Source organism: Pseudonocardia autotrophica (assembly GCF_003945385.1).
GTDB lineage: Bacteria > Actinomycetota > Actinomycetes > Mycobacteriales > Pseudonocardiaceae > Pseudonocardia > Pseudonocardia autotrophica.
This window is the reverse complement of the sequence record NZ_AP018920.1, coordinates 5,774,057-5,791,468: the sequence shown is the minus strand read 5'-3', so window position 1 is coordinate 5,791,468 and position 17,412 is coordinate 5,774,057. Positions and strand designations below refer to the sequence as shown.

At 74.6% G+C, this 17,412-nt stretch carries 18 protein-coding genes; 12 read left to right on the top strand and 6 right to left on the bottom strand.

Annotated features, from left to right (window positions below; translation table 11 throughout):
• The first annotated feature begins 22 nt into the window (after window positions 1-22).
• Window positions 23-913: an ATP-dependent sacrificial sulfur transferase LarE gene (locus Pdca_RS27085; protein ID WP_197719836.1), complete on the top strand. Its 891-nt coding sequence runs from the start codon at window positions 23-25 to the stop codon at window positions 911-913.
• 6 nt (window positions 914-919) lie between these two features.
• Here the strand turns inward: Pdca_RS27085 and Pdca_RS27080 are convergent, their stop codons facing one another.
• Window positions 920-1,333 (bottom strand): OsmC family protein, encoded by a 414-nt coding sequence (locus tag Pdca_RS27080; RefSeq protein WP_125911588.1) that lies wholly within the window; start codon window positions 1,331-1,333, stop codon window positions 920-922.
• 93 nt (window positions 1,334-1,426) lie between these two features.
• Here Pdca_RS27080 and Pdca_RS27075 point away from each other — a divergent pair, with 93 nt between their 5' ends.
• Complete coding sequence (locus tag Pdca_RS27075) at window positions 1,427-1,795, top strand: hypothetical protein (RefSeq protein WP_125911587.1); 369 nt, start codon at window positions 1,427-1,429, stop codon at window positions 1,793-1,795.
• A 28-nt stretch (window positions 1,796-1,823) separates the two neighbouring features.
• Here the strand turns inward: Pdca_RS27075 and Pdca_RS27070 are convergent, their stop codons facing one another.
• Window positions 1,824-2,813, bottom strand: coding sequence for an AIR synthase related protein (locus tag Pdca_RS27070; protein WP_085910769.1), 990 nt, complete (start codon window positions 2,811-2,813; stop codon window positions 1,824-1,826).
• A 47-nt stretch (window positions 2,814-2,860) separates the two neighbouring features.
• Between Pdca_RS27070 and Pdca_RS27065 the strand changes: the two genes are divergently transcribed.
• The 7 genes from Pdca_RS27065 (at window position 2,861) to Pdca_RS27035 (ending at window position 10,689) form a co-directional block, all read left to right on the top strand.
• Window positions 2,861-3,646 carry a phosphosulfolactate synthase gene (locus tag Pdca_RS27065; RefSeq protein ID WP_085910770.1) on the top strand — a complete coding sequence of 262 codons (786 nt, stop codon included), beginning with the start codon at window positions 2,861-2,863 and terminating at the stop codon, window positions 3,644-3,646.
• Window positions 3,643-4,572, top strand: a complete 930-nt coding sequence (locus Pdca_RS27060; RefSeq protein ID WP_085910771.1) for a DUF7714 family protein — start codon at window positions 3,643-3,645, stop codon at window positions 4,570-4,572. The genes Pdca_RS27065 and Pdca_RS27060 overlap by 4 nt, the downstream gene beginning before the upstream one ends.
• Window positions 4,557-5,915 (top strand): class-II fumarase/aspartase family protein, encoded by a 1,359-nt coding sequence (locus tag Pdca_RS27055; RefSeq protein ID WP_085910772.1) that lies wholly within the window; start codon window positions 4,557-4,559, stop codon window positions 5,913-5,915. Before Pdca_RS27060 ends, Pdca_RS27055 begins: the two co-directional genes overlap by 16 nt.
• 7 nt (window positions 5,916-5,922) lie before the next feature.
• Window positions 5,923-6,900 (top strand): 1-aminocyclopropane-1-carboxylate deaminase/D-cysteine desulfhydrase, encoded by a 978-nt coding sequence (locus tag Pdca_RS35820; protein ID WP_158092033.1) that lies wholly within the window; start codon window positions 5,923-5,925, stop codon window positions 6,898-6,900.
• Window positions 6,897-8,408 (top strand): argininosuccinate lyase, encoded by a 1,512-nt coding sequence (locus tag Pdca_RS27045; RefSeq protein WP_085910774.1) that lies wholly within the window; start codon window positions 6,897-6,899, stop codon window positions 8,406-8,408. Before Pdca_RS35820 ends, Pdca_RS27045 begins: the two co-directional genes overlap by 4 nt.
• Window positions 8,405-9,826, top strand: a complete 1,422-nt coding sequence (locus Pdca_RS27040; protein ID WP_232021226.1) for a YlbE family protein — start codon at window positions 8,405-8,407, stop codon at window positions 9,824-9,826. Before Pdca_RS27045 ends, Pdca_RS27040 begins: the two co-directional genes overlap by 4 nt.
• A 101-nt stretch (window positions 9,827-9,927) precedes the next feature.
• Window positions 9,928-10,689, top strand: a complete 762-nt coding sequence (locus Pdca_RS27035; RefSeq protein ID WP_158092034.1) for an oxamate carbamoyltransferase subunit AllH family protein — start codon at window positions 9,928-9,930, stop codon at window positions 10,687-10,689.
• On the opposite strand, the gene Pdca_RS27030 is transcribed toward Pdca_RS27035, so the two are convergent.
• Window positions 10,620-11,243: a helix-turn-helix domain-containing protein gene (locus Pdca_RS27030; RefSeq protein ID WP_085910776.1), complete on the bottom strand. Its 624-nt coding sequence runs from the start codon at window positions 11,241-11,243 to the stop codon at window positions 10,620-10,622. The two genes, Pdca_RS27035 and Pdca_RS27030, sit on opposite strands and share 70 nt — an antisense overlap.
• Before the next feature lie 139 nt (window positions 11,244-11,382).
• On the opposite strand from Pdca_RS27030, the gene Pdca_RS27025 reads away from it, so the two are divergent.
• The 3 genes from Pdca_RS27025 to Pdca_RS27015 are packed head-to-tail and all read left to right on the top strand — an operon-like array spanning window position 11,383 to window position 13,532.
• A complete protein-coding gene (locus tag Pdca_RS27025) occupies window positions 11,383-12,729 on the top strand; it encodes an FAD-dependent oxidoreductase (protein WP_085910777.1) in 1,347 nt (448 codons plus the stop codon).
• A gap of 2 nt (window positions 12,730-12,731) precedes the next feature.
• On the top strand, window positions 12,732-12,992 hold the full coding sequence (locus tag Pdca_RS27020; protein ID WP_085910778.1) for a hypothetical protein: 261 nt from the start codon (window positions 12,732-12,734) through the stop codon (window positions 12,990-12,992).
• A gap of 54 nt (window positions 12,993-13,046) precedes the next feature.
• On the top strand, window positions 13,047-13,532 hold the full coding sequence (locus Pdca_RS27015) for an MSMEG_0572/Sll0783 family nitrogen starvation response protein (RefSeq protein WP_085910779.1): 486 nt from the start codon (window positions 13,047-13,049) through the stop codon (window positions 13,530-13,532).
• Between the two features lie 174 nt (window positions 13,533-13,706).
• Here Pdca_RS27015 and Pdca_RS27010 read toward each other — a convergent pair whose 3' ends face one another.
• The 3 genes from Pdca_RS27010 to Pdca_RS27000 are packed head-to-tail and all read right to left on the bottom strand — an operon-like array spanning window position 13,707 to window position 17,379.
• Window positions 13,707-14,864 carry an MSMEG_0565 family glycosyltransferase gene (locus tag Pdca_RS27010; protein ID WP_085910780.1) on the bottom strand — a complete coding sequence of 386 codons (1,158 nt, stop codon included), beginning with the start codon at window positions 14,862-14,864 and terminating at the stop codon, window positions 13,707-13,709.
• The gene (locus tag Pdca_RS27005; protein WP_232021225.1) at window positions 14,861-16,420 is read right to left on the bottom strand and encodes an AllF/FdrA family protein; all 1,560 of its coding nucleotides are present in this window, start codon (window positions 16,418-16,420) and stop codon (window positions 14,861-14,863) included. Before Pdca_RS27005 ends, Pdca_RS27010 begins: the two co-directional genes overlap by 4 nt.
• Window positions 16,417-17,379: a carbamate kinase gene (locus Pdca_RS27000; RefSeq protein WP_085910978.1), complete on the bottom strand. Its 963-nt coding sequence runs from the start codon at window positions 17,377-17,379 to the stop codon at window positions 16,417-16,419. The genes Pdca_RS27005 and Pdca_RS27000 overlap by 4 nt, the downstream gene beginning before the upstream one ends.
• Window positions 17,380-17,412 lie beyond the last annotated feature (33 nt).

Sequence of the window (17,412 nt, the reverse complement as noted above, 5' to 3'; positions counted from 1 at the left end):
GCGCGAGTATCGTCGTCGGCTCGTGAGCTGCGCGACGATGCGGGGGCGGGTGATGGCGGTGTGCGGGCCGGGGGGCGAGCCGGTCATCGCACCGGACCTGCACGCCTCGGTCACCGGGTTGCTGGCCGGGATGGGCCACCGGGTGGTGGCGTGCAGCGGGGGTGTCGACAGCCTGCTGCTGTCCGACCTGGCACATGCCGCGGACCCGGCGTCGACACTCGTGGTGCACGCGGTCACCCCGGCGGTGCCGGACGAGGCCACCCGCCGGGTGGTGACGACCGCGCACCGGCTCGGCTGGCGCCTGCGGCTGGTCCGCTCCGGCGAGTTCGGCGACGAGCGCTACCTGGCCAACCCGACCGACCGGTGCTTCCACTGCAAGACCCACCTCTACGACGAGCTGGACCGGGTCGCCGCGGCGTCCGACGTCGCGGACGCGGTGCTGCTCAGCGGCGCCAACCTCGACGACCTGGGCGAGTACCGGCCCGGGTTGCGCGCCGCCGCCGAGCACCGGGTGCGGCACCCGTTCGTCGAGGCGGGCGCCGGCAAGGCCGCGATCCGGGAGCTGGCCGCCGCCCGTGGCCGGGCGTGGCACGACCTGCCCGCGGCACCGTGCCTGGCCAGCCGGCTCTACAGCGGCACCCGGGTCACGCCCGATCTGCTGCGCGCGGTGGAGGCGGGCGAGCAGCTCCTGCGTGAGCTGACCGGGATGCGGACGGTGCGGTGCCGGGTGCGTGGGCAGCAGGTGCGGATCGAGGTGGGTGACGACGACCGGCACCGGGTCACCGAGCCGGTGCTCGCTGCGGTGAGCCGGGTGATGCGCGAGCACTCGGCCGGGCTCGGACCCGCGCAGCTGGACGCGCTGCCCTACGCCCCCGGTCGCGCGTTCGTCCGGCTCCGGCCGCCCGGCCGCTGAGCGCCCTCACCGGCCCGTGCCGCCATCGGCGACCGACGTGCGTACCTCGATCTCCGGGCCGCCGCGCAGCGTGTTGGTCACGTAGCAGACCCGCTCGGCCTCGGCGGTCAGTCGTGCCAGCTCGTCGGGGGACACTCCGCCGACGACCGCGGAGACCGTGATCGAGCGGAACCGCGGGCCGTCGTAGGTGCCGGTCACCTCGACCCGCACCGGGTCCGGGGCCAGGCCCCGCCGGGCCGCGCAGTAGGACAGCGCGATCGTGAAGCAGGAGGCGACGGCGCCGAGCAGCATGTCGGTCGGCTGCGGCCCCTGGTCGGTGCCGCCGACCGAGGCCGGTTCGTCGACGACGAACTCGTGCTCACCCGCCCGCACCCGGCACCGCAGACCGGCCTCACGGACCGCCGTCACCTGTCGTTCCACGAGCTGCTCCCTCGGTGGCTGCGCAACGGTGCTGCAACAGCGTCGGACATGGTGGTCCGGGTCACATGATCCAGGCGTTGGAGGTGCGTCGGAATGTCAGTGCAGCCGGTTCCGTCCCCGTCGGTGCTCCCGATCCGGGTGGTGCGTGCGGATCCGCCGGTCGTACGCGCGATCGGGTGCCGATACCGGGACGGCGGGTGGGCCGAGCACCACGATCGGCTGTGCCGGGTCGAGACCGACCCCGGTGAGCTGCTCGATCTGATGGAGCTGGCGGTGACCTGGCACGAGCTCGACTGGAGCGCGGCCGCGGTGGTGCCGCCGAGCCGGTGGTCCGACTTCGCCGAGCAGCACACCTGGCGGGACCCGGAGTGGGCGGAGCGGCTCTTCGCGCTGGCCACCGACGTCGCGTTGCGCCCTGCGGGGCCGATCCCGGCACGCGCCGTCGACGCCGTGGGCTGGTGACGCCGGGCGCGAGCGGGCTCCGGCGCGGTCACGCCCGCACCAGTCCGGTGACCCGATCGGTCCGAAGATCGGCGACGACCGCGCGGTCCGCGCCGCGCCGCAGGGACAGCACCCCGCCGTCGTCGAGCCGTCCGACGACCGCCGCGGCGAGATCGCGCTCGTGGAAGGCGGCGAGCACCTCCGGTTCCCGGCCGGCCGGGGTCGTCAGCAGGAACCCGAAGCTGGGGAAGCAGGTCAGCCACTCGGCCGGGCCGACCCCGGCGGGCCGGGGTACCGCGTCCAGGTCGAGCTCGACGCCGAACGGCCCCCACTCCAGCAGCATCGCCAGCGAGCCGACCAGCCCGGCCATGCTGATGTCCTTCGCGGCCGCCGCCGCGCCCGAGGCGGCGAGCCGGGCCAGGACGGCGACGTCGCCGGCGCACCGGTCGCGCCGGTTCTCGAAAGCAGGGAAGAACGGGAAGTCCGGGCGCATCCGGCCGTCCAGTGCGGCGGCGACCACCAGGCTCTGGCCGGGCGCGCAGCGGGTCACCGACAGCGCCCGGTCGTCGAGCTCCCCGAGCGCGAACGCGGACACCGCCGGTGTCCCGTCGTGCGGGGTGAGGTGGCCGCCGAGCAGCGGGATGCCGAACAGCGCACAGCCCTCGCGGAGCCCCTCCAGGACGGCCCGGGCGACGCCGGCGGGGGCGACCACCGTGTCGACGATCCCCAGCGGCCGGGCGCCCATCGCGGCCACGTCGTTGACGTTGGTCAGGACCGCGGCGAAACCGGCGGCCCGCGGGTCGCGTTGCACGAACGGTGGCCACACCGCCTCCCCGCAGGCCACGACCCGGCCACCGGCGGTGCGGACCACGGCGCCGTCGTCGCCGGGACCGGCTTCCCAGTCGGTGGGGCCGACGACGTCGGACACCAGGCCGATCGCCGCCTTCGCCGTCCATCCGGGGTGGTCGCGGACCACGCGTGCCAGCTCGGCGACGTCGGGCCCGGGCGGCGCGGGGGCAGATGCCGGGATGCGAGTCATATCTACAATAGTAGATGCTTGTGCACTATCCGGGCTAGGATGAGCGGGTGTCCGCAGCCGACTTCCTCGAGCTCCCCCGGCGCCCCCCGAAGCCCCGGCGGGTCGGGATCACGCACGTGCTCGACGCCGGGACCGGCGTCGCCGCGCTCGCCGACCTGCTGCGTTCGGCGGGCCGGTCCGCCGACATCTGGAAGGCCGGCTGGGGCACCGCCTATCTCGACCCGACGCTGCGGGAGAAGCTCGCCCTGCTGCACGGCGCGCAGGTCGCGACCTGCCTCGGCGGGACCCTGCTCGAGATCGCCTGGGCCCAGGGCGCGGACCACCGGTGCCTGGACTGGGCGGCCGAGGCGGGCTTCAGCCACGTCGAGGTCTCCCGTGGCACCGTCGCCATGCCGCTCGCGGCCAAGCGTGCGCTGATCCGCCACGCCGCGACCCGCTTCACGGTGCTCGCCGAGGTCGGGACCAAGGATCCGGCGGAGGCGGCGGTCCCGTCCGCGTGGCGGGACGAGGCGCTGGGTGATCTCGACGCCGGCGCGGACCTCGTCGTGGCCGAGGGGCGGCAGAGCGGCACCGTCGGAATCTATGACGCCGCGGGCGCCGTGCGGCCGGAGGTCGTCGAGGCACTGGTCGCCGCGGTGGGTGCCGGCGACGTCGTGTTCGAGGCCCCCCGCGCCGCCCAGCAGGCCTGGTTCGTGCGGCGCTTCGGGCCGGAGGTCAATCTCGGGAACATCGCCCCGGGCGAGCTGCTGGGGGTCGAGACCCTCCGGCTGGGGCTGCGCTCGGACACCGCGCACGCCACGGCGCGGCCGACGCTCGCCGGACGGGACTCGTGACCGTCCCGCAGCGGAGGCGCTCCAACACGATTCCCGGCCGGTACCGGGGTGTCGCGGTGGCCCGGGTCGACGTGCCGCTGACCGACGGGGCTGCCCTGCAGTCGCTGCTCCTCGGCCGGGAGGCGTACTGGAAGACCCGGTTCGTGGTGGTCCATCACGGCCGGACCGGCCTCGGGCCCGGACCGGTCGCCCTGGTCGCGGTCACCCGCGACGATCCCGAGTCGCTGTTCGCCCCGATCACCGGGGTGACGGTGCTGGCCGGGCCGGACGAGTGCGCGCTGGTGACGGCCCCCGACTGCGACACGGCGATCCCGTCCGCGCTGGTCGCGGCCGCGACCGAGGGTGCCCCCGGCGCGCGGGCGGTCGTCGTGCTGGGCCGCTACGCCCACGTCAACTTCGTGCTCGATCCCGAGCCGATGGTGGTGACGGTGCGCGAGGTCGTCCCGCCGTACCCGCCGAAGCTGCTGGACCAGGCGAACCGGGTGGTCGCGGTGACCGAGACGCTGCGCCCGGTGCGGCTCGATCCCGAGATCGTCGAGCTGCCGGAGCTGGCCGCCCGGCATCCCGCAGGCCACTACCTGCTGCCCTGCCGGGGTGGCGGCGCCGAGATCCCCGGCGTGCGGTTGTCCTATCTGGATGAACGTCCGGAGCGCGCGGACTGGACGCTGCTCGGCTGCGAGCGGACCCGGCAGATCCACAAGTGGTTCTACGGCGACGACGCCCCGGGCGTCGACATCTGCCCGCTGGTGCAACCCCCGACCGGCCCGCTGCTGACCAAGTGCTGCCTGCAGCAGGAGGAGATGCGCAGCGGCACCACCGACGGTCTGCCGTGGGTGTCGGTGCCGTGGGGGTCGTCGCTGGAGACCGTGCGGGACGCACTGCTGACACTCGCCGGGCGGGAGGAGCCGCAATGGTCGCCCGCCTGACCGAGTCCCCGGTCTACGCCCACCTCTGGTCCACCCCGGAACTGGACCGGCTGCTCGGCGAGCGGGCCCGCTGGCAGGCCTGGCTCGACGTGCTCGTGGTCCTCGCCCGGGTGCAGGCCCGCGCGGGCATCGTGCCGGTCCGCTCCGCCGAGGTGATCGCCGAGCGGGCCCGGGTGGAACTGCTGGACTGGGACCTGATCACCGAGCAGACCCGGCGGACGTCGCACTCGACGCTCGGCCTGATCCGCGGCCTGCGCGCCGTGCTGCCGCCCGAGGCCCGGGAGGACGTGTACGTCGGCGCCACTGTCCAGGACCTCACCGACACCTGGTTCGGCCTGCTCATGCGCGACGTCGGCGATCTGGCCGTGCGGGACGTGACGGCCGTGCGGGACACCACGTTGAGGCTCGCCCACGAGTACCGGAACACCCCGATGGCGGGACGTACCCACGCGCAGCCCGGCGCACCGATCACCTTCGGGCTCAAGGCGGCCTCCTGGGCCGACGAGCTGGGCCGCCATCTCGACCGGCTGCGCGAGGGCCGGGACCGGTGGGCGGTCGGCCAGCTGGCCGGCGCGGTCGGGGCACTGGCGTTCCACGACGTGGCCGGGGGCGATCCGCTGGCGCTGCGCGCGGCCTTCTGCGCCGAGCTCGGCCTGGGCGATCCGGGGATCTCCTGGCTGACCAGCCGGGACCGAGTGGCCGAGTTCGGCTGGGTGCTGGCCGCGGTCTGCGCGACGACGGCCCGGATCGGCGGTGAGGTCGTCGCTTTGCAGCGGCCCGAGATCGGTGAGCTCGCCGAACCGACCCGTCCGGAGGCCGTCGGCAGTATCACCATGCCGCACAAGCGGAACCCGGAGCTGGGGGAGCACCTCGACACCCTCGCCCGGCTGGCCAGGGCGGCGTCGGGGGTGCTGCTGGAGGGCACGGTCGCGCTGCACGAGCGGGACGGGCGCGGCTGGAAGGCGGAGTGGGCGGCGCTGCCCGAGGTCTGCCTGCTCACCGGTACCGCGCTCGGGCTGGCCCGCGAGCTGGTCGACGGCCTGGAGGTGTATCCGGAGGCGATGCGCGACAACCTCGCCCGGCACGGCGACCGGCTCGCCTCCGAACGGATCCTGGGCATGCTCTCGCTCCGGCTGGGCAAGCACGCCGCCCAGGAGTTGCTGCACGAGGTGCTCGCCCCCACCACGCCCGGCGAAGAGGCCGCGGTGGATCTCGCGACCGCGGTGGCGGCCCGTGGGGTGGCGACCGCCGAGGAGGTGCGCGAGTGGTCGGCGCGGCCGGCGACCCGGGCCGCGACGGCCATGGTCGACATCGTGCTGCAGCGGGCCGGGTGGGAGTCGTGAGGCAGCCGTGAGCACCCGCCCGCAGCTCGCGGCACTGCCCACCCCGGTGCTGCCGGCCGACCGCCTGCGCGCCGCACTCGGGTGCGCCCCGGTCTGGATCAAGCGGGACGACCTGACCGGCTTCGCGCTCGCCGGGAACAAGGCGCGTCCGCTGGAGTACCTGCTCGGTGACGCGCTGGACCGCTCGCGGGACCTGCTGGTGACCGGCGGCGGAGCGGACTCCAACTTCGTGCCGGCCGCGGCGCTGGCCGCGCGGGTCTGTGGTCTGGACTGCGAGATCGTCACCGTGCCCGGCACCGGACGCGACGGCACGAACCTGCGGCTGGCCCGGGCGGCAGGCGCCCGGGTGCATCTGCTGGACAGCCCGCGCCGGGACCGGATCGACGACGCCGTCGCCGAGCTGGCCGCCCGCCGGACCGTCGAGGGACGACGGCCGGTCGCGATCCCGCGGGGCGGTTCCACCGCGCTCGGGGCCCGCGGGTTCGCCCGGGCCGCCGCCGAACTCGCCGACCAGGTCGGAGCCGGTCTGCTGCCTGCCCCCGGGCTGATCGTGATCGCGCTCGGCTCCGGGGGCAGCGCGGCCGGTCTGCTGGCCGGCCTGGCCGCGACCGGTCTGGGTGCCCGGCTGCTCGGGGTGTCGGTCAGCCGGCCCCCGGCGGAGGCCGATGCCGTGGTGCGCCGGCTGGCGGCGGAGTGTGCGGCCGGTACCGGGCGACCGGCACCCGGCCCTGAGCGCTGGGAGGTGGTCGACGCCCGCGGCGCCGGTTTCGGGATCGCCTCGGACACCGAGCGGGCAGCGGCCGGGCTCGGGCTCCGGACCGAGGGCCTGCTGCTCGACGACACCTACGGGGCGAAGGCGTTCGCCGAGGCCGTGCGCCGGCTGCGCGCCGGAATCGAGGGGCCCGTCCTGTACTGGCACACCGGCGGCGTCGCATCCGTGCTGGCCCATCTGCCGGCCGCCGAGAACCGAGGGGAACGATCATGACCGAACTACCGCCCGGAGGCGGTCCCGCACCCCGTGGCGGGGCGGCTCCGGAACTGGTGGAGTCCGGCTTCCACCTGGAGAACGCCGACGCCCCGTTCCTGCATCACGGGCTCAATCTCGCCGATCTGGCGCACGTGCTCGACCTGCGCCACCGCGACCTGGTCCCGGCCGCCGCCGCGGCCACCCTGCTCGACCTGATCCTGGAGGCCGAGCGGACCCCGGCCGAGGAGTTCCCCTACGACGCCGCGTTCGGCGAGCCCTACAACTCCCGCGAGGCCTACTTCGTCTCCCGGGTCGGTGACGTCGCCGGCTGGCTGCACGCCGGACGCCCGCGCCGGGAGGCGGTCCGTATCGCGCTGCGGATACACGTCCGGCGGCAGATCGCCGAGCTGGCAGCCGAGGCGGGCCGGTTCGCCTCGGTGGTCGCCGACCGCTCGCGGGAGCACGCGCACACCCTGATGCCCGACCAGACCTACCTGCAGCAGGCCCAGCCGTCGACGTTCGGGCACTACCTGCTCTCGTTCGCCTATCCCGCGCTGCGGGACGCGCGCCGGTTGCTCGACGAGCTCGACGAGATCGACTGCAGCCCGGGCGGCGCCGGTTGTGTGAACGGGACTCGGCTGCTCGACGATCGCACCGTCGTCGCCGACCTGCTGGGCTTCGCCGGCGTCATCGAGCACACCCGGGACGCGATGTGGCAGGTCGACGGCTTCATCCACGTCCTGGCGACGGCGGCGAGCCTGGTGTCCACGCTCAGCAAGCTGGCCGAGGACCTGGAGATCTGGTCCTCGGCCGAGTTCGACTTCGTCGATCTCGCCGACGGGTTCACCCGGGCCAGCGTGCTCATGCCGCAGAAGCGCAACCCGTACTCGCTGGCGATCATCCGGGGCGCCTGCGGTGTCCTGATCGGCCGGATCAGCGGGTTCCTCGCCGTGGTGAAGAGCCCGTCCGCCCGCAGCGACAACCTCATCTACGCCTACGGCGAGGTACCCCGAGCGCTCGACCTGGCGCTGCGGATCACCCGGCTCGCCACCGGTGTCGTCCGCACCCTGCAGGTGCATCCGGAGCGGATGACCGAGGAGCTCAACCGCGGGTACAGCCAGGCGACCGACCTGGCCGAGCACCTCGTTCAGAGCTGCGACATCGACTACCGGTCGGCCTACCTGATCGTCGGACGGGCGGTCCGCGACGCCTCCCGCGACGGGGTCCCCGGAATCGGGATCACCGGGGAGCGGGTGGACGCCGCGGCCCGCGAGCAGCTGGGCCGGACGCTCGGCATGGCAGGCACCGACCTGTCCGCGGTGCTGGATCCGTGGCGGATCGTGCAGTCCCGGTCGGCCCCCGGCGGCGCGGCCCCGGACGAGGTGTGCCGGATGGCCGGCGACCTCTCGTCGCGCAGCGCACAGCTGACGACGACCGCCACCGACCGGCTGGCCGTGTTCGACCGCACCGAGCGGGGCGTGCTCGCCACCGCCCGGGCCACCGCATCCCGGGAGGAGAACCCGTGACCACGAACCCGACCGTCGAGCTGCCCGAGCGGATCGAGGTGGTGAACATCGGGCTGCCGATGTTCACCGACGCCGTGCGGGAGCAGGGCGTGCCCGTCGTCGGCGTGGACTGGCGGCCACCGGCCGACGGGCGGCTCGACGTCGTGCGGGCGCTCCGTGTGCTGTACGCGGACCCGTCGATCGAGCGGGCCAACGCCGAGGTGGTGCGCCGGCTGGACACCGGGGTGCCGCAGCTGCGCACGGTGTCACCGGCCGGTGCGGTGGTGCCCGGCCTGACCGGTCGGATGCTGCTGCACTGCGGGCCGGCGATCACCTGGGACCGGGTCTGCGATCCGCTGCGCCGGTCCATGCGGGCCGCCGTCGTGGCCGAGGGATGGGCGTCCGACGTCGCCGGGGCGGACGAGCTGCTGGCCACCGGTGCGATCGCGCTGTCCCCGGCGAACGACCACGACACCGTCGTCCCGATGGCGAGCGCGATCGGGCCGGGCACGCCGGTCCTGGTCGTCGAGCACCGCGGTGACGGCGACGGCCGGACCTGGCGCGCGTTCGCCCCGCTGAACCAGGGCCCGGGGGAGACCCCCTGGTTCGGCCGGGACACCGACGCGGCGATCGAGCGGCTGCGGTTGCTGCGCGACGTCGGCGGCCCGGCGGTGGCGGCGGTGCTGCACGAGGCCGGCCCGCTGGACGTCCTCGCGCTCGCCGCGCAGGGCGTCGCGATGGGCGACGACGTGCACATGCGCGTCCAGGCGACCACCAACCTGCTGACCCGCACCTGGCTCGCGCACATCGCCGCGCTGCCGGACGGGCTCCGCGAGCCGTTCGCCGGTTACCTGGCCGGCAACCACCTGTTCTGTCTCACCCTGGCGATGGCGGCGGCCAAGTCGCTGCAGATGTGGGCCGACGAGGTGCCCGGTTCGACGATCGTGACGTCGATGTCGCGCAACGGGACCGACTACGCGGTCCGGACGGCGGGGGCGAGCAGCCGGCAGTCGGCCGCCGCACCCCCGGTCGGCGAGGCGCTGTACTACTCCGGCTACGGACCCGAGGACGCGGCGCCGGACATCGGTGACAGCGCCGTCCTGGAGCTGACCGGGCTGGGTGGCCCGGCGGCCGGCAACTCGCCGTCGGTGGCCGCGTTCCTCGGCGGCCGGATGGCGGACGCGGCCGCGGCGACCGAGGCGTTCCGGCGGATCTGCGCCGGGACCAGCAGCCGGTTCATCCTGCCCGCGATGGGCTTCGCGGGCACCCCGATCGGGGTGGACGCGCGGCTGGTGGTCGAGACCGGGGTGACCCCGAAGGTGACGACCGGGATCCTGCACGCGCATGCGGGGGTCGGGCAGATCGGGGCCGGTGTGGCGACGGCACCGCTGTCCTGCTTCGTGGACGCCGTGCTCGCGCTGGCGGCCGAGCGCGGATGACCCCGGCGGGCCGGGATCCGTGCGTGCCGGGGGCGGGCCCGGTGGGGCGGGGTGCCGCCGTACGGGAGCTGGTCCGGTGGAGCGGGACGCGGTGCGGAACGGTGCTCTCGGTGCACCGCCGGGCGATCTATCTGCGTTTCGACGACGAGCTGATGGCGCTGGTCGGGCCGGGCGTCGAGGCCGGCCCGCTGCACCTGGCCGCCGGGAGCACGGCGTTGCCGCCGGCCCGGCCGGGGGAGCCGGTCCGGATCGACGGCATCCGGGTGACGGCGCGGCGCTGGGCGGTGCGGTGCGACGTGCCCGACCGGATCGGTGTCCTGCCCGAGTCGTCGGCGCTGCTCGCAGCCCGGGCCGGGCAGCTGCCGCCGGCAGCGTCACCGCCGCTGCGCCGGGACGTGCAGTTCCCACCGGAGGTGCCGGTGCCGGCGGCCGAGATCGTCGCGGCGGTCCGGGCCGGTGACCTGGGCGCCGCGGCCGGGTTGCTCGGCGGGCGCGGCCCCGGCCTGACCCCGGCCGGAGACGACGTGCTGGCCGGGCTGTTGCTGGCGGCTCGCGCGCTGCGCGGTCCGGCCGCCGAGGCGTGGCTGACCGCGGTCGCCACCGAGGTGCGGACGACCGTGCACGCCGCGGCGTTCCTGCGCTGGGCGGCACGCGGGCAGGGGCTGCGGTCGGTGCACGACTGGATGGCCGCCGTGGCCGCGGGCACGGACCCGGAGCCCGCCCGGCGCCGGCTGGCCCGGATCGGGGCGAGCTCCGGGCGTTGCCTGCTCGCCGGTCTCCGGCTCGGGATCGCTCAGCTGCCGGTGGACACCCAGAGCAGCCGCGCCGGCGAGCCGGCGGGGTTGTGGCAGCGGACCTCGTGATCGGCCGGGAAGTGCACCGCGTCGCCCTCGTCGAGCAGGTGCCGCTCCGGGACGACCTCGAACTCGACGGAGCCCTCGAGCACCGTCACCAGGTCCTCCCCGGACCGCGGGGGGATCTCCAGCGTGCCGCCGGGCGACACCTCGGTCACGGTGCCGTGCAGCGTGAACCGGCCGGTCGGGCCGGTGATCCCGTGCCGGACCGCACCGGGAAGCGGGGGGCCCACCTCGGGCCGCCGGTCGGCCCGCACCACGTGCGCCACGGCTGTCGGCTCGCCGTCGGCGTCGACGAAGTAGCCGATCGGCCGGTGCAGCGCGGCGGCCAGCTTCAGCAGCGTCGTCACCGTCGGGACCATGTCGCCCTTCTCGACCTTGTGGATGGCCGCCGACGACACCTCGGCCAGCCGGGCGAGCTGCTGCAGCGACAGTCCGGCCTGGTGCCGCAGCCGCCGGACCTTGGGCCCGATGGAGCGCACGATCGCCTCCCGCTCGGCCTCCGCCCCGGCCGGGGCGTTCCGGTCGTCGGGGGCGTCCGCCGCGGTAGCTGGTCGCGTCATGTGGGCTCCTTGACAGGGCACTGTCGATTAGTATCGTAGACGTATATCCATCATTGTGGATGGTTGTGTAGTTCCGGTCGGCCCGTGCTCGCTCCGGCGGCCGGGCCGGTCCATCGTAGTCAGCGACGAAGGGGTCCTCGTGCCGCACAAGACGGTGATCGTGGGAGGTGGCGCCGGGGGCCTCGGTGCTGCGGGTGGGGTGAAGGCCGCACGGCCCGACGCCGAGGTCGTCGTCTACACCGAGTTCGAGGACGTCGCGTACAGCCCCTGCGGGATCCCGTACGTGCACGGCAAGGAGATCGACGCCTTCGAGAAGCTCTTCCTGGCGACCAAGGAGGCGTACGTCGAGGCCGGGATCGACGTCCACTATCAGAGCCGGGTCAGCGCGATCGACCCGAAGGCCCGCACCGTGACCGTGGAGGGCCGGGGAGCCGTCTCCTACGACACGCTCGTGCTGGCGACCGGCTTCGACTATGCCGATCCCGGGGTCCCGGGTGGCGATCTCGAGGGCCTGTACTACGTGAAGAACATCCGGGCGGCGATGGAGTGGGACAAGGTCCTCGACTCGGTCGAGCGCGCCGTCGTCGTGCACGCGACACCGCTCGGTGTCGAGATGACCACATCGCTGGCGCACCGGGGGATCGAGACCCACCTGATCGACCCGCACCCGTGGCCGCTCGCCGAGATGGCGGACCCGGACATCATGGCGCCGGTCGAGGAGTCCTGGCGCGAGCTCGGGGTGCACGCGCACTTCAACACCACGCTCAAGCGGTTCATCGGGCAGGGCCGGGTGTCGGCCGTCGACACCTCCGACGGCGAGATCCCGTGCGACCTGGTGGTCGTCGCGACGCACAAGGTGCCCAACGCCGGGCTCGCCGCGGCCGCCGGCCTGGAGATCGGCTCGACCGGCGGCATCGTCGTCGACGAGCGGATGGCCACCTCGGCGCCCGGTGTGTTCGCGGTGGGCGACTGCACCGAGATCCCGCACGGGCTGACCAGGGTCCCCCTGCAGGGGCTGACCGGCAGCCACGCGTACGCCCAGGGCAAGGCGGGCGGCACCAACGCCGGCGGTGGATCGCGGACCTACCGCGCCGTGTACGTGCCGTGGGGCACCCCGGCCGGCAAGTGGGTGATCGGCGGTGCGTCCTTCGGTGAGACGACGGCGACCGCGCTCGGTATCCCGTACGTGCTCGGCCAGGCCCAGGGGATATCCCGGGCCCGGTACTACCCGGGTGTGAAACCGGTGAAGGTCAAACTGCTCGCCGAACCGGGATCGCTGCGCCTGATCGGGGCCCAGATGGTCGGGCAGGAAGGGATCAAGGAGCGCGCGGACTTCCTCGCGACCGCGGTCCGGTTCGGATTGACCCTGCACGACCTGGGCACCATGGAGAACGTCTACTCGCCGGCGATCGGCGCGCTCAACGAGCCGATCGCGATGGCCGCCAACAACGGCCTCGACGAGCTCCGCAGGGCCGGGAAGCTGTGACGATGGGCTTCTCCCGGTGGTTGCGCGAGAACTCCCAGCACTACCTGCTGATGGGCGCGCACGAGCAGCTGGCCCGTACCCGTCCCGGAACCCGCGCGCCGCGACCGCCGCACGGACCGGTCGAGCTGTTCTGGCTGCGGGTGTTCGCGCCGGTCTACCGCGCGCTGCCGTGGCCGTTGCGGCACCGCATCCTGCGGGCGATGCCCGGGAGTCACCGCCGGCCGTGGGCGACGCCGCCACGGCCGTCCGGGCCTGCGGTCTGACGACGATCCCGGCGGGCGACCGCCCGCCGGGGCATCGATGAGAAGGAGAGCACCGTGGCACAGATCGTGGGCGAGCGGGTACGGCCCGGGGATGCGATCGTCGACTACGAGGACAAGGTCTTCGAGGACATCCAGGCCGGCGAGGGCGAGAAGGCCTACATCTTCATGCACACCGTGCCGTTCGAGGGCTCGGTCGGTCTGGTGAACATGCTGACCGCGACCAGGATCGGGCGGAAGGGCTTCGACACCAGCATCGTGATGTTCGGGCCCGCGTCGCTGATGGTGTCGGCATCGCGCGGCTACCCGAAGGTCGGGGACGAGGCGTTCCCGGGTGCCCTCGGCTACAACAAGCAGCTGCAGACGTTCATGGACGAGGGCGGGAAGATCTATGCCTGTCGCTTCTCGGCCGCCGCGCTGTACGGCATGCGCGAGATCGACATGATGGAGGGCGTGAAGCCGATCAACCCGCTGGACGTCCTGGACGCCCAGCTGACGGCCCGCCGCGAGGGCGCCCTGATCATGCAGACGTGGACGGTCTGACCGGTCCCGATGTGCCCGGTGCCCACCCCGGCCCCGGACGGCGGCCCCCGCGAGTGTTCCGGCTCGCGGGGGCCGCCGTCGTCGTCGGCCGGGGTGGGGTACCGGGCCCGGGTGCCGATCTGCCCCGTCGCCGGGGCCCGGCTCCGGTGCCCGGCCACGTCGGCCGGGCACCGGTCAGGACACCGGCTCCCCGGCACGGAGCCGGTCGTAGACGGCCCGGTGCGCAGCGGCACTGCGCTGCCAGGTGTAGCCGGGCACGGTGCGCCGCCCGCCGTCGCGGAGCCGCTCCCGCAGTTCCGGGTCGGCGACGACGGCCGCGACCGCGTCCGCGATCGCGGACGCGTCCCCGACGGCGGGGAGCAGCGCGTTCCGCCCGTCGACCAGGTACTCCCGGAAGACCGGCAGGTCCGAGGCGATCACCGGCAGGTCGGCGGCCATCGCCTCGAGCACCGCCAGCCCCCAGCCCTCCTTGACCGACGGGAACAGCAGCGCGTCGGCACTGCGGTACCAGCCGGACAGCGTCCGGTCGTCGACGGTGCCGAGCAGCACGACGTCGCGCCCGAGCTCGAGCCCTAGCCCCGGCAGCGCGGCCAGCGCCTCCTCGCGGTAGGCGGCGTAGTCCTGGAACGAGTGGCCGCCGACGATCGCCAGCACCGGCCGCGTGCCGGAGCGGTACAGCCGGGACAGCGCCTCGAACGCGTGCCGGGTCCCCTTGCGCGGCTCGATCCCGCCGACCCCGAGCAGGACGAAGCGGTCCCCGGCGCCGATCGACCGGCGCAGCTGCTCCCGGTACCCGTCCGCGACCGGCCCGAACCGGCCGGCGTCGACACCGTTGGGGACCACGGTCGCCGGTACCCCGTACTCGTCGCGCAGGATCCGCTCCCACTGGCGGCTGACCACGAGCACCCGGTCGGGCTCGACGATCGCCGCCTGCTGGCAGGCCACCAGCGCGGGAGTGGTGAAGTCGTCGACGTGGTGCACGGTGCGGACCACCGACACCCGGGCACCCGCGTCGCGTACCCGCGCGGCGGCCCGGGCGGCGATGCAGTCCTGGGCGTGCAGCACGTCGAACGCGCCGCTCAGGTCGTGCAACGCCGCGGTGAGCGCGTCGATCGAGGCGTACACCCGGTCGGTGAGCGTGCCGGAGCGGTCCGGGGCCGGCAGCACGGTGAAGGGCACCGTCGTGTGCCGGTGCAGCCCGGCGGCCGGATCGCCCTGGGTGACGAGGTGGACCGGGGTCCCGGCGGCCTGCAACGCCTCGGCCAGGGCGAGGGTGTGCACCATCCCGCCGCGCGGGGACGTCGAGTGGGTGACCAGCGCCAGGCCGGTCACAGCGCCCGCTCCACGATCCCCGGGGTCCGGGCGGCGATCGCCGCCGCGGCGAGCGAGGCCCGGGCGGCGGTCTCGGCCACCACGCAGCCGATTCCGGCGAAGGCGGCCCGCTGGCGTTCGAAGCCCTGCGGATCCTGCTCGGTGCCCAGTACGTAGACGACGATCGCCGGCCCGCCGGCATGCAGGATGTCCGCGCAGACCGGACCCAGCTCGGCCGCCGGGTCCGGATGCGCGCCGTGCCCGAGCACGACGTCGAGCAGGATCACCGCGACGTCGTCCTCCCGGCCGGTCTCCCGCAGGTGCTCGACCCGGGCCTCCGGGTCGATCATCGGGTGCGGGCGGCCGCGGGTGAACTCCTCCTCGCCGAGGTCGAGGCAGACGTGCGCACCGGACGGCGCTGGCAGGCCCCGGGCCGCGTCGAGGGGGGTGTTGGAGTGCACCGGGCCGAGCTCGGCCTCGAGCAGGACCAGCGACTCGTAACAGAGCGTCCCGCCGGAGAACAGCCCGCGGACCAGGCGCCGGTCGGCCGGCAGGTCGCGCACGGCCTCCTCGACCCGGGCGCGCAGCCCGGTCGTGGTGTCCGGGACCTCGTGGCCCAGCAGTCGCAGGGTGGCGGCGACCCCGCCCTCCAGGGTCGAGGAGCGGATGGTCCCGGGCGGATCGTGTGCTCCGGCGGCCTCGTCGAGCCCGATCAGGGTGGCGACCAGCGGGGTGTCCCCGGCCTCGGCGAGCACCGCGGCGGCGACCTCGGGATCCGGCGGTTTGGAGACCAGCAGGATCGCCTGGACATCCGGGTCGGCGGCGAGCGAGCGCACGGCGAGCCGGCCCATCGGCCCGCCCACCGCGGCGGAGAGATCCCGCCCGCCGAGCCCGATGACGTGCCGGACGCCGACGCCGGCGCGGTCGAGCAGGCTCGCCGCCTCCTGCGCCCCGGTGCCCGCCGCCGCGACGACGGCGACCGAGCCGGTCCGCTCCTCGGCCCGGCCCACCACGTTGGCGAAACCGAGGCAGGTCCGGTCGAGCATCGCGGTCCCGGCACCGGGGCCCATCACCAGCAGCCCCAGCTCGGTGGCCATGGCCTTCAGCTCGATCTCCTCGGCGACCGACACGTTGTCGCTGAACAGCAGCACGTGCAATCCGGCGGTCAGGGCCTTGGTGGTCTCCAGCGCGGCGTAGTCGCCGCCGACGGAGATCACCGCGACGGTGCTCCCCGGCTGCCGGTCCAGCGCTCCGGCCAGCGTCCGCGGGGAGTCGTCGTGGGTGTGGCCGGGATCGTCGGCGCCCGCGGGGAACAGCGCGGCCCGGCCGGCGTCCTCGGCGGCACCGGCGGTCTGCTCGTCGCGCGCCCGGACGGCGAGTACCAGGTCGCCCGGCCCGGCGCCGTCCCAGCTCGCCGGCGCGAAGCCGAGCTCGGCCAGGGTGGCCAGGTTGGCCGCGGTCGCCATCGCCGCGCTCGCCCACTCGACGCCCTCGACGGCCCGCATCGCCCGGGTCCCGGTCAGCTGCACCACGGAGTCCAGGTAGGTGTCGGCCAGCACCGTCACCCGCGCGGTCACGTCCGGCTCCCGACGATCCGGGTGCCGACGGCGTCGTCGGCCCGGTCCTCGCCGGTGTCCAGGGACGGGCCGGCCCGCTCCGCCGTGGTGATCACCGCCGTGCCGCCGCCCTCACGCAGGAACCGCACCGCGGCCCGCACCTTCGGTCCCATCGAGCCCTCCGGGAACTGGCCGTCGTCGAGATGCTTGAGGGCCTCCTCCACGCTCATCTCGGTGATCGGGCGCTGGTGGTCGGTGCCGAAGTCCAGCTGCACCTTCTCGGTGTCGGTGACCAGTACCAGTGCGTCGGCGTTGACCGAGACGGCGATCCGCTGGGCGGTGTAGTCCTTGTCGACGACCGCGTCGATGCCCTCCAGACCCCGGTCGCCCGCGATCACCGGGATGCCACCGCCCCCGCCGGCGACGACGATCATGTGTTGATCGATCAGTGCCCGGATCGCATCGGCCTCGACGATCCCGATCGGTCGCGGGGAGGGGACGACCCGCCGGTGTCCGCGCGCACCGTCGCGCACGATCGCCCAGCCGCGGGCCTCGGCGAGCTCGGCGGCCTCCTGTTCGGTGAAGAACGGTCCGACCGGTTTGGTGGGGTTCTCGAACGCCGGATCGTCCGGTTCGACGATCACGTGGGTCACCATCGAGACCACCCCGGCCAGCCGTCCCCGGCCCTCCGCGAGCAGTGCCAGTTCGAGCAGGCTGCCGAGCTGGCCCTGGGTCATCGCGTTCGTCACGAACAGCGGCTGGGCCGGGACCCGGCCGGCCGCGTCCTCCTGCTGGATCGCCAGGTTGCCGACCTGCGGGCCGTTCCCGTGCACCAGCACGACGTTCCAGCCGGCGTCGCGCAACGTGCAGACCGCCCGGGCCATCCGGCGGGCGTTGGCCGCCTGCTCGGCATGGGTCCCCGCCTCGCCGTTGCGCGTGATGGCGTTCCCGCCCAGCGCGACGACTGCCGTCTTGGGCATCTGCACCCTCCCGATCCTCGACGTGCGCACCGG